Genomic DNA, 11,603 nt, shown 5'->3' on the forward strand with positions numbered 1-11,603 from the left:
CTGTCAGGATTGCAGTTATTTTCAGCCAGATTGATGAATCACAGGATGTTTCCGATGAAACGTATCACGCCTGCCATGCTGACTTCGCTAGCGCTGGATCTCCGCAACGGCTGGAGCATTGGTACGTTTGGTGCGATTGGCGAATTCCATCATGTCCCGGGAGACAGGGTCTGCGTTAACCCCTGTTTCGACGGGCTGGAGATCGTCACCCAACGCGGCGCCATACGCTTCCGTCCCAGCGGTCCCCTGCATGCCATTGCGTGGGATTCACTTGTCGGAAGAGGCAGACGCTGGCGGCACAGCATGGCGTTCTGCGGCCCGTTACAACTGACCGGGAGACATACCCTGAGGGTTCTGGGAAAGGATGTGGATGCCGTCCGGCCAGAGGATCGTGATGCATGGCTGGTTGATCTGGGAATCGGCGTGGGTCAGGTCCGGATGTGCGTGCGGACAGGAAATGCCCGCCTGGTCGAAGCTCTTGCTGTTCACACGGATGACCCATTGGCCGTCATCACAGAAGCATTTGCGCTTCTGATGGAAGCCCAGCCCCACAGGGTCATGCTTTCACCAGCTGGCAGGCTGGAGGTTTACCAGCCCATTCCCACACCTGATGGAGACTCCCCGCTCGGTGCCCATACCCACCTGCTGCCAAAACTGGTGAGACTGAGACGGTCCTGTTCCGCTCTTGATCCTGTTCCGGAAGGCTGGCAGCCCTTCCTCACGCTTCATCCGGCGGCGCCATTCAGACCGTCCGATGATGATTCCTATGATTATGACCGTCTGGCAGATCTGTCCTTTCTGCCGTTGCTTGAGGAATTCGGCACGCAGGAAGACCTGCAGGTCTCAGGCACATTCCGGGCTCATGTTCGTCAACATGGAACACCGGAAAATCTGAAAATACCGGATACGAGACGTGGTCGCGCGCGCATGCATATCGAACTGCTTCGTATGGCAGCCCAGGGTCACGAGGGCATGGAGCGGTTTGTGCCTGCCGATACGGTCAAGAGCGCTACGGACTGCGGGTGACTTCATGCCCGCGATCATGTTGCAAGGTACGGGATCCGATGTAGGCAAGTCCGTGTTGACGGCAGGCTTATGCCGGGTTTTTGCCAATCGGGGCCTGACAGTCCGGCCCTTCAAGCCCCAGAACATGTCAAACAATGCTGCCGTAACGATAGATGGAGGCGAAATCGGCCGGGCGCAGGCATTTCAGGCGCACGCCTGTCGTGTTGCCCCCTCCACCCTTATGAATCCGGTCCTTCTGAAACCGGAAAGCGATCATACAGCGCAGGTTATCGTGCGTGGACGGGCACAAGGACACCTGCATGCTTCCAATTTTATCAGCGGCCGGGCCGCATTCCTGCCCGAGGTTCTGACCGCTTTCGAGACGTTATGTGGCCAATCTGATCTGGTGATTGTCGAGGGCGCGGGTAGCCCCGCGGAAATCAACCTGCGGCAGGGCGACATCGCCAATATGGGTTTTGCCAGAGCCGCAAATGTTCCGGTCATCATGATAGGCGATATAGACCGGGGCGGGGTTATCGCATCACTCGTCGGCACCCATGCCATTCTTGAGCCGGCTGACCGGGAGTTGATCAAGGGCTTTATCATAAATCGCCTTCGGGGGGATGCCAGCATTTTCCAGTCCGGATATGATTTCATAGAAAAGTTTACCGGCTGGAAGGGGCTGGGCGTTCTTCCCTGGATAGACAGTATACGTGACCTGCCTTCTGAAGATAGTATTCCCGATGATGTCGGCTGTTCTTCGACATCAGGGATCGAGATCGCCGTCCCCCTTATGCCCCGCATCGCCAATTTCGATGACCTTGATGCGCTGGAAGGCGAAACGCATGTGAAGATTACACGGGTCAGGCCCGGACAACCCCTTCCCGCGTCTGCGCATGTCGTGTTCCTTCCCGGTAGCAAGGCGACAATAGCGGACCTGCGGTTTTTCAGGCGGCAGGGATGGGATATTGATCTCGCGGGGCACGTCAGGCGGGGTGGATATGTATTCGGTCTCTGCGGTGGTTATCAGATGCTGGGACAGACCATAGATGATCCCGATGGAGTAGAGGGAAGCCCGACGACGATACCGGGACTTGGACTTCTGGAGGTTAATACTGTTCTGACCCGTGATAAGAAGATCAGTCAGACGTCAGGGATAACCCTTTCCGATAGCGCGCGATTCAGTGGTTACGAAATTCATTGTGGAGAGACAGCGGGATCCCGTCACCGGATTATTCCCCTGATCAAACGCGACGATGGGCGGCCCGATGGTGCGATAAGCCCGGATGGTCGTATTGCAGGCTGCTACGTACACCGTCTGTTTGACACGACTGGCCAGCGCGCAGCATGGCTGGAAAGATGGGGCACACACTCCGACGGACTGGATTATACGGCGCGAGTAGAACACGCCCTTGAAACCGTCGCTGCCACCATGGAAAGCAGGCTGGATATTGAGGAGCTACTGGCTATTGCCAGATGACCTTCTTTCGATCTCCGGATCCTGTTGTGTCAGGGCATCCAGACAGACAGGACAGAGACATCCTGCCTGATCATCCGTCGGAACCGGCAGGCCACGGGGCTTTTCCATGCACCAGCACCCACCTTTAGGCTGACACGAAAATTCAGCACCACATTTTTTACACTCTATCATTCCGTGCCTGCCTGCTGTTGCCATGACCGGATCAAACGCTCAGCCCTGCTGGATGGCATTCCGTTTCCATGCTGTCAGCATAATATTTGATCGTCTATCCGTATCCAGCAATCCTTGTAGTCCTGCGGCACCTGTAAGCCCAGATGACAGGTTAACCGCCCTTTGGTCACTCCATTATGCAGCAGAATACGCGCACCGGGCTCAAGGAAAGAAACAACGGCCGAATTCAGCCCGGGAGTTGCCGCAGCAAACTGTGCCGTACATGGCATCCGCCGACTGTTCGGCGGAACGCCTGCCGCTCCATGTCGGCAATCCATGGGAAAAGACTGGTATCAAGAACTGGCGTATCAGGAACAGGGGAATTACGTGCAATCAGGATATTTAATAGTGGCCGCACTTTTTTACCAGTCCGAATGATAAACGGGCGGCCAGAAACGGCATCCGACATGTAATCTATCCTTCTTTATCCGTCCGTTGGTTATTTTTTGTCTGGAGATCCTGCATGGTTTGTGCTGGCGGAAAGAAATCGCTGTGTCCAGGTCGACCAGACTGTTGGATGGCGGACCACTCCACTTCCGCTAGGCTCCGCTCCTTCCACAGCAGTTTCCATAATAATGTCGCCCACAGGGAACCCGATACGCGACCAGGCAGACGCGTATGGTCCTGCCGGATGGCTATTTTACCGCACACACGTGTTCGACCGTCGCGCCCTGTGGGCATGTAACCAAGCCATATCTCCGCGAGCAATTTGGCGTCGTCTTCAGAGGAAAGATAAATGTTCTGGTCAACCGGGGTCGTATCGACCGTTGCCCGCCAGTTCCTTGTCATACCTGGCAGAGCCGATAACGGTGCAGAAGCCACGACACGGTAATGACTGGAAATCTGTTGCTCGCTGATACTCTGATCAAGATAGGTTACCAGGCCTGTTGTCGTACCGCGTCCGAAGCGTTGCACATGATCCATCAGGAGCAGAACCGGCGCATTGATTTCGCACACGAATGTTTCATGACACCAGTTTTTACCATCGTGATGCGTCATGGAGGGAATGAGCGCTTCGTCTGCATCCTCAGCATTACCTGAGTACAGGAATATCCAGCCTTCCTTTTCCCTACATCCCCACCCTTCCGCACGCGGCGGCATTTCTTCCAGAACCATATCCGGCGAGTAGCAACGGCCACTGCGTGCAAACTTGATCCCATGCAACGGACATCGGATAAAGGTTCCGCTGACCACGCCACGACTGAGTGGTACCTGACGATGCGTACACCGGTCATCAAGTGCGAACACCAGTCCGGCCTCCGGACGGACAATGACAACGGGTCTGCTGCCACAATAAACCCCGATTGCTTTTTGATGTTTCAGATCCGCACTGCGCAAAGCGGGATACCATTGTGCATGTTGGTCAGGATCAAAAGGTTGAAGTAGAGTATCTGTCATGCTCATGACAATTCCTCCAAATTCCTGTTAATGGACGAACGCCGCCGCCGCGCAGGCACGTTGAACCTTCGTCAGGTCTGAAAGTGTATTGTGAACTTCAGGTGGCAGGTGCCTGCCGTCCTTGTTGGCGAAACGCATTATCGTAGACGGTGTAATAATCACGCGCCTTCGTGGATATTCTGATCGGATCTTATCTATCCATCGCATCGCGCTATAGACATCCGTTGGAAGCCGGTTCAGGCCATCTACGATTCCCAGAAGAAGGTCACAACGCGGATTAAGATCAGAGAGGATCGATGGAAGCTCTGCTCCACCGCGCACCATGTCGATATGCATGCCATTCATCGGCAGTGACATGACGTGTGACAGGTTACGCCAGAAGCCGCCACCGCCTCCGACGAAGATGAGCGATAGTGCATGCCCGGAGGCCACCTCAGCCATGCTCCGCCATGCAAGTTCCATTGCCGTCTGGCGTTCCTGTGGCATTGGACCGGCCGTTGTGACAGGTTCCGCAATCTGCACCCAGAAACAGCCTGCCATGGCAAGTTCATGCAGGATCCCGGTGTACACCGGAAGAAGTTTCAGTAATGACAGGACAGGGTCCGTTCCGTCACGTCTGTCACACGCGGCAAGAAAACTTACCGGCCCAAGAAGAATTGGCACAGTCGCGATTCCGCGTTGCCACGCAGCAACAAACGCATCACGAACAGGATTGCAGCATAGGTGAAAGAACGTCTGATCTGTCACTTCGGGCGTGCGCTTCCTGCCTTGAGGAGGCCCTCCCATGCCCACCATCCGTGCTGTCTGCCATACGCGATGCAGTTCGTCCGGGCAGGAATTGGAAGCTACATGCGAAACGCCTGCGCGCCGCTGCAATGCGATCAGTTCCGGGGTATCAAAACCCGAGAGACCAAGCGTCCCAGTCAGTAGCATGAGGGTTTACCGCAGGTCTGCGCATCATGAAGCAAGTTTGTAATTGTGGGAGTGGCGTGCCTGTCAGTGACAGGCACGCCCGTGCAGTGGTGCAAAGCTCTGCTCCTGCCTCCGGTTCATCCCGCCCGGCGGCCGTGAGATCGACAGTGGCAGGTCTCCTGGCTCGCGGATTATCGCAGATCGTCTCAACCTTCCCGTTGCTAATGCAACAGTGGCCCATTCCCCACAGAAAATGGACGACACGATCCCATACCGCTTACAGTTGCGGGAGCAGCCACCGACTGGCTTCCGGGACGAACCCTGCCGAAGCGGAACGGTGTTCCCTTTTCATCCGTTTGCACGGAACCACTGACTATGTAGAAGGCGAATATGCCATTCCCTTCCATTTTTCAGCAATGTTTTCCTTTCAATGCTGATCAGACGACTGAATACACCCAATTTCTGAGCATGTTTGCACGTTCTGTATGATTTCACTGCAATATAAATTAATACTATCTATATATGTATTTCTTCCTAAAAAGTAATGCTACTGTGCAGGCCGAAGATCGCTTCGTCACCCACGCGGCGCAGACCGGTCCAGTCCGGCGCTCCGCCCGAAGGGTGCCAGACGTACTGGAAGTCAGGCTGCATCACCATCCACGGCGTGACCTGCGCCTGATAGGTCAGTTCAAGGTGGTTTTCATTGCCCTGCACAAGCGTCTGGCTATCTCGATCAAATTGCCGCAGGCCGGAACTGGCGCGACCGATGCCCCAGCCCAGACCGATCGTGTCGTTGTCACGCCCCCTGAACGGCGCCTTCAGGTTCAGTCCTGCGTCAATGGCGAAGCTGATCTGGTTACGATCGCCGCCATTACCCGTAGCGCGTACGAACACGCCAACCGAGCGGGCCGATGTTAACGAGGGTCGCCAGATCATCTGATCGATGATGCCGTAGACCATCCAGTTACCCCGATCCCAGCGTGGGGTCAGGTCGCTCTGTGGCGTGGTGTTGATGGCGTTTGCCACTGCAGCCCCTAGCGAACCGCCATTGCGATTGTAGCGGTAGTCGGCGAACTTCGCGGTATCATAGAACCCGCCCAGCTTGTACACGCCTGGCAGGCCGGGGTTTTTGGTCACGTTCGACATGTCGGCCGGCTGCGGGTTGAGTGCATATTGCAGTTCGGTCATCAGCAGCGCGCCGGTGCCCATGTTGAAATTGGTACCGTTGGCGCCATCATAGGTCTGGCTGGTGGGGTCGGAATTGTAGCCGCTGATGGAGCCTGTGGCCTGCTGGATGGGGGTGGAATTGTAGCGGTTCCCCGGCGGGTTGTCGTCCGCTGCGGCGAACATGAAGGTGAACTTCTCGCTGGGCCGGTAGCGGATGCGGATGGCAGGGGATGAGAGCGGCCAGGACGGGCCGCCGCCATACAGGTTGACCGAAGGCGCCATCGGCCAGCCGAAATTGGCGTTGAGGTAAAGGGAAGCATAATCGCTGATCAGGAATTCGGTATCGAGATCCTGCTGGCCGATCTTTACGTCCAGCTTGCCGCCGAGGAAAGACTGCTGGTACCACAGTTCGAACAGGCGGGTGGAGCGGTCGGCCTCGAACCCACTGACGGGGTTGAAATTGGCCAGATGGTCCTGCGAGATCGAGCGCCCGCGGGTCTGCAGCGCGCTGACATTGAACAGGCCACCCTTCAGCCCGAACAGCTTTTCGGTATCGATGGTAAGCGTCGGCATGGTCACGCCATCATAGGACGGGCCGGTGCCCGAGCCTGCCGCGCCATCATTGCCCGAGGCCGAACCGCCGGTGCCGTTGCCCCAGAGTTCATCGACTTCCTGAATGTCGAAGCTGATGCCGTGCCTGTACATCCACGACCGCGCGCCCCACATGTTGCCCAGCAGATTTCCACTGGTGTCGAGTTTATCGTCACCTGCCGCCTTTTCTGCAGCATCGGCTTGTGCGCGCTCCGAATCACGTATGGTTGCTGGGTCGATCTGCTCAACCAGCGGAGTGGAGTTGCCAAGACGCGCCCGATCTTCCTCGATCTGGGTCTGAGGGGCCTGAGCGTAAGCGGCTGAGTATGCGAAGAGGCTTCCTACCAGAGTGGAGTTGATCAAAAGCACACGAGCCGAGCGTCGCGTAACGCACGGAGAGTCAAAAAATGTCATGAAAAGAGCCTGTCGGGGAGCGTCGGTAAAAGAGCAACAATTCCGAATGCTGTCATTTCCCGACCGGGAAACGAACACGCATGCCATCGCGACAGAGCGTCAAAGAAGAAAATGCATTACGCCTTGATCCGCCTCCGGCTCCACCCGCCCGGCGACATATCTGGACTCGACGGTAGGTCTCCTGACTCACGGGTCATCACGTTACGTCCGCCTTCCCAACCGAAGTCAGTGGCTGCTACCCAATTGGTAGCTGAGGACACAACGCTCGCCGTCTACAGTTGCGGGGGCAGTTATCGACTGAACTCCCGGGGAAACATCCCCCAGCCAGAGTTATACGACATTCCCTTTTCACCCGTTCGCACGGGACCGTCGACTTGATAGACAGCGTTATAAAAGTCTTGTGCCAAAAAACGCAAGGCAGGAGAATTGAAGAAAACCATTCCTGACGGATATTGATCGCCTGCGCATGGGCATTTCACCTGTAACCATCATGGTTCGTGTCAAATTATGTCAGACCATACCCTTTTAGGAGTTTTAGATTAAGGAAGAGTGGACTATACCCCTGCAGGCCATTAACGCGGAAGCTGGTGAAATTCCGGCACGGTTGCGCCACTGTAAACTGGTGTAGAACGCACTTGTTCTACCCGAAAGTCAGACCCGCGCATGGCTCCATTCCGAGCGAAACAGGACGCATTTTTCCTGAGGAGTCGTATAAAATGTCTGATACCGCAATAGGTTCCCACGCCATCCCCTCTCCCGCGCCCATTCCCGTCAGGGAGATAGCGCCATGGTTGATTTTCGGCCTGTTGATGCTTCTGGCCCTTTATTTTGTCGGCGCAGAAGAAGGGGCGACATCAATTATCCCTGGCATGTACGTCCACGAGTGGGTGCATGACAGTCGTCATCTTCTGGGTTTTCCCTGCCACTGACATGGAAAACAGAATGATGGTCCGTACCCTACTTATTCGCGGAATGCTTGTCGGTTTTCTGGCCGGCATTCTGGTATTCAGTTTCGCAAAAGTTTTTGGAGAACCACAGGTCGATCATGCCATTGCATTTGAATCTGCCATGGACGAGGCCAAAGCCAAAGCAGATCTGGAGCGAGGCATCCACGATGTTGAAGAGCCGGAACTTGTAAGCCGGAAACTTCAAGCCAGTTACGGATTGCTTACAGGTGTAATGGTTTATTCGACAGCGTTTGGTGGGCTTTTCGCCCTCGTATTTTCTTATGCAAACGGGCGCATGAGAAGCACAGACCCTCGCGTTGTGTCTGTCCTGCTGGCGATAACCGGTATTATTGCAGTATATGTGGTGCCAAGCATCAAATATCCTGCCAACCCACCATCCGTTGGAAATCCGGATACAATTGGCATGCGGACAGAATTATATTTTATAATGATGTTGGTATCCCTACTTGGGATGATCGTAGCAACAATGCTTCAGGGACGCTTACGTCAGCAGTATAATACATGGACAGCAACCTATCTTGCAGGCGCGTGTTATATTCTGATTGTTTTTACGACAGGCGAATTACTTCCTGCGGTTAATGAAGTCCCCTCCAACTTTCCTGCTGATCTGCTCTGGAATTTCAGGATCGACTCCTTAGGCATGCAGATCATCATGTGGGCCACACTGGGTCTGGGGTTCGGTGCTTTTACTGAATATGCAAATCGAAACCGGTTTGGATATCGTAGTGGCGCTAAAGCTCAGCTTCATGTTCATTAAAACGGCGTAAAATTTAAAACATGAGAACTGGCGTTGGCTTGAAGTCGCGCCAGACACTCAACCACAATCATAAAATTTTATCCTGATATTTCAGGAAACTCGCCGATATCATCACGATTTTCTGTTTCAGTTGTCGATTTCCTCGTGCGTCGACCGGCGCAAGAGCGGGCGGCAACCTCGCGCTACCAGATGGCGTCCCTTCTTCATCTCTGCTCTGCGCTACAGGTCATCGCCTCAACCAAAGGAGCGATTGTCCCGGGTTGATACGGTCTGACCATAATAATCTGGATGGTCTATCGCACCGACAGCTTGAATTGCGTTGCGATAGGGCGGTCACGTTATCCAGAAGGGTAAGGATTCCAGCCGAAAGGAGCCTGGACGCTACGGCGTATAAGGCGTCATTGTCGTTCCATGCCACACGCGTCAGGATGGTCAAGGGTCAGAAGCAGGCGTGTGACAGGTACCAGGAGATCAGAGAGAGGCGGCGAACGGTGAAGCACCGCCCTCTTTGTCGACCAACCGGGGTATAATCGCCCTTTCAGAAGGGTAATCCAGCCCGCTGGCGTTTCATGGATAGTCTCACTGTCAGCGTATTTCCATTGAACCCCGGGACCGGTGTAGGTGCACAGGAAACGTAATGGGACCTGATCAACATGAAAGCGGCGGCAACTGTCATGACGGATCTTTTCCAGTCGGAAGCGGAGTTCGGCCGTACCTGACAGACGCTGATAACGACGGGCAAGCTTCAGGGCGTCTTCTGCAAGCGCCTGCGTGCCTGCAGGCAGGACGGCGCGCAACCCGGCTTCAAGAATTTTAATGGTGCCTCGACGCAGAAACAGATCCGGGCCATGGGCATTCCATGATGCTGCAGCCTGCGTGACGTCCTGCCCCATGTGACGCTCTTCCTGAACGATGAAACAGTCGCTTCTGTCGATGTCCTGGAATGCGGCCGGAATGGCAAGGCGCTGGCGGGTCGGGCAGGCCGATCTCATGTCGAAGTCCTTTAGGGATTGTTATATTATAACGTAACATATAGGTTCGGCGGATCGCAACCGAATGAATGGTGTCCGTCATGCGCGAAAGACTTCCGGTAACAGTTCTTTCCGGCTTTCTGGGGGCTGGCAAGACAACGCTCCTCAATCACGTGCTCAATAATCGCGAAGGCCGGAAAGTCGCGGTGATCGTCAATGACATGAGCGATGTGAACATTGACGCGGATCTGGTGCGCGAGGGCAGCGATCTGTCCCGAACGAACGAAACGCTTGTGGAGATGAGCAATGGCTGCATCTGCTGCACGCTGCGTGATGATCTGCTACTGGAAGTAAGGCGCCTCGCGGAAGAAGGCCGCTTCGATTACCTGCTGATTGAATCGACAGGAATTGCGGAACCCCTTCCGGTTGCGGCGACATTCGAGTTCCGTGACGAGGAGGGCGAAAGCCTGTCTGACATCGCGCGGCTGGATACGATGGTAACCGTGGTCGATGCCGTCAACCTGCTGAAGGATTACGCTTCAACGGATTTCCTGCGCGATCGGGGCGAGACGGCAGGCGATGGGGATGACAGGGCGCTGGTTGACCTGCTGGTCGAGCAGATCGAGTTTGCCGATGTCGTGGTGCTGAACAAGGTCTCGAGTGCAACCGCGGCGCAGCGCGAGGCTACACGGCTGGTTATCCAGGCCCTGAACGCCGATGCGGATATTATCGAAACGGACCAGGGCGTCGTGCCCTGCACGCGCATTCTGGATACGCACCGCTTCGATTACGATCGGGCCCATAAGCATCCGCTGTGGTACAAAGAGCTTTTCGAATTTCGGAATCATGTTCCCGAGACCGAGGAATATGGCATCCACACTTTTGTCTGGCGCGCCCGCCGTCCGCTGGTGCCCGAACGGTTCAAGGCCTTCATCGACTCTGCGTGGCCGGGCGTGATCCGGGCGAAGGGCCATTTCTGGCTGGCGACCCGCCCGCAATGGGTGGGTGACCTGGGGCAGGCCGGTGCACTCGTGCGCACGCAGGCAATGGGGCGCTGGTGGGTGACGATACCTAAAAACCAGTGGCCGGAGAGTGATGAATGGCGGGATCTGATCCTGTCGAAATGGCACGCGGTTTATGGGGACCGCCGACAGGAAATCGTGTTTATCGGCACACCGGAGATGGACGATACTGGCCTTTGCGCGGTTCTGGATGCCTGCCTTGTACCGGAGCTTGATCTGGAGCGGTTTGACCCGCTGCTGTTTGCCCATCTGCCTGACCCGTTCCCGGTCTGGGGGAACGGAGAAATGGCGGATGCGTAGGCTGGCGGATAACGAGCGGACCTTACGGCACGAGATGTGGCGGCGGTATGAGGGTAATGACTGGGCAGCCTTTGACGCGCTTCCCGCAGCAATCCGCAAACGGGTGGCAGCGCATGCCTATGATGCCTGGTCGGTCAATGTGATGATGCTGTGGCAGCATTATAAAAGGCTCTATGGCCGCACGACGCGCGCCGAGCGGGCCCTGATCCGGTATCTTGACTATTGCGAGAGGCTGTAGCGGGAAGCTTTTGCTTCGCGCTACAGCGAAGCCTACGGCATGGATCTGCCGCATGATGCAGCCTGCGTGTCAGTACTGAGATAAAATTATGGTGTGTCGTCAGTTAAGCAGGATGATGATTGAGGCGAACTGCACGGCTGCGAGGAAGGTCGATTTCAGTTTATCGTAGC

Annotated in this window: 11 protein-coding genes, 1 pseudogene and 2 riboswitches; of the genes and pseudogenes, 6 read left to right on the plus strand and 6 right to left on the minus strand. The window is 55.6% G+C overall.

Annotation, left to right across the window (positions count from 1 at the left end):
- The first annotated feature begins 54 nt into the window (after positions 1–54).
- Positions 55–1,026: a DUF6925 family protein gene (locus MSKU9_RS18570; protein ID WP_227002424.1), complete on the plus strand. Its 972-nt coding sequence runs from the start codon at positions 55–57 to the stop codon at positions 1,024–1,026.
- 4 nt (positions 1,027–1,030) lie between these two features.
- A complete protein-coding gene (locus tag MSKU9_RS08515; protein WP_039735634.1) occupies positions 1,031–2,485 on the plus strand; it encodes a cobyric acid synthase in 1,455 nt (484 codons plus the stop codon).
- 245 nt (positions 2,486–2,730) lie between these two features.
- Here the strand turns inward: MSKU9_RS08515 and MSKU9_RS08525 are convergent, their stop codons facing one another.
- The 5 genes from MSKU9_RS08525 to MSKU9_RS08540 all read right to left on the minus strand — a co-directional run bounded on the left by MSKU9_RS08525 (position 2,731) and on the right by MSKU9_RS08540 (position 7,177).
- On the minus strand, positions 2,731–2,973 hold the full coding sequence (locus MSKU9_RS08525) for an aspartyl/asparaginyl beta-hydroxylase domain-containing protein (RefSeq protein ID WP_227002425.1): 243 nt from the start codon (positions 2,971–2,973) through the stop codon (positions 2,731–2,733).
- Positions 2,883–3,104 (minus strand): hypothetical protein, encoded by a 222-nt coding sequence (locus MSKU9_RS18070; RefSeq protein WP_162515729.1) that lies wholly within the window; start codon positions 3,102–3,104, stop codon positions 2,883–2,885. Before MSKU9_RS18070 ends, MSKU9_RS08525 begins: the two co-directional genes overlap by 91 nt.
- 5 nt (positions 3,105–3,109) lie before the next feature.
- Complete coding sequence (locus tag MSKU9_RS08530) at positions 3,110–4,099, minus strand: Rieske 2Fe-2S domain-containing protein (protein ID WP_227002426.1); 990 nt, start codon at positions 4,097–4,099, stop codon at positions 3,110–3,112.
- A gap of 21 nt (positions 4,100–4,120) precedes the next feature.
- The gene (locus tag MSKU9_RS08535; protein ID WP_141260897.1) at positions 4,121–5,026 is read right to left on the minus strand and encodes a uroporphyrinogen decarboxylase/cobalamine-independent methonine synthase family protein; all 906 of its coding nucleotides are present in this window, start codon (positions 5,024–5,026) and stop codon (positions 4,121–4,123) included.
- A gap of 131 nt (positions 5,027–5,157) precedes the next feature.
- A riboswitch (cobalamin riboswitch) is annotated at positions 5,158–5,391 on the minus strand.
- A gap of 148 nt (positions 5,392–5,539) precedes the next feature.
- Positions 5,540–7,177, minus strand: a complete 1,638-nt coding sequence (locus tag MSKU9_RS08540; RefSeq protein ID WP_227002427.1) for a carbohydrate porin — start codon at positions 7,175–7,177, stop codon at positions 5,540–5,542.
- Between the two features lie 154 nt (positions 7,178–7,331).
- Positions 7,332–7,563, minus strand: a riboswitch (cobalamin riboswitch).
- A 330-nt stretch (positions 7,564–7,893) separates the two neighbouring features.
- Between MSKU9_RS08540 and MSKU9_RS08545 the strand changes: the two genes are divergently transcribed.
- On the plus strand, positions 7,894–8,106 hold the full coding sequence (locus tag MSKU9_RS08545; RefSeq protein WP_084758506.1) for a CbtB domain-containing protein: 213 nt from the start codon (positions 7,894–7,896) through the stop codon (positions 8,104–8,106).
- A gap of 13 nt (positions 8,107–8,119) precedes the next feature.
- Positions 8,120–8,902: a CbtA family protein gene (locus MSKU9_RS08550; protein ID WP_084758504.1), complete on the plus strand. Its 783-nt coding sequence runs from the start codon at positions 8,120–8,122 to the stop codon at positions 8,900–8,902.
- 398 nt (positions 8,903–9,300) lie between these two features.
- Here MSKU9_RS08550 and MSKU9_RS08555 read toward each other — a convergent pair whose 3' ends face one another.
- The gene (locus tag MSKU9_RS08555) at positions 9,301–9,894 is read right to left on the minus strand and encodes a DUF1826 domain-containing protein (RefSeq protein WP_141260899.1); all 594 of its coding nucleotides are present in this window, start codon (positions 9,892–9,894) and stop codon (positions 9,301–9,303) included.
- Between the two features lie 68 nt (positions 9,895–9,962).
- Here MSKU9_RS08555 and MSKU9_RS08560 point away from each other — a divergent pair, with 68 nt between their 5' ends.
- Positions 9,963–11,195, plus strand: coding sequence for a GTP-binding protein (locus MSKU9_RS08560; RefSeq protein WP_141260900.1), 1,233 nt, complete (start codon positions 9,963–9,965; stop codon positions 11,193–11,195).
- Positions 11,188–11,517, plus strand: a pseudogene (locus MSKU9_RS08565) (DUF6525 family protein). The gene MSKU9_RS08560 and the pseudogene MSKU9_RS08565 overlap by 8 nt, the downstream one beginning before the upstream one ends.
- The last annotated feature ends 86 nt before the right edge of the window (positions 11,518–11,603 follow it).

The sequence above is a fragment of the Komagataeibacter diospyri genome, assembly GCF_006538165.1.
GTDB classification, from domain to species: Bacteria; Pseudomonadota; Alphaproteobacteria; order Acetobacterales; family Acetobacteraceae; genus Komagataeibacter; species Komagataeibacter diospyri.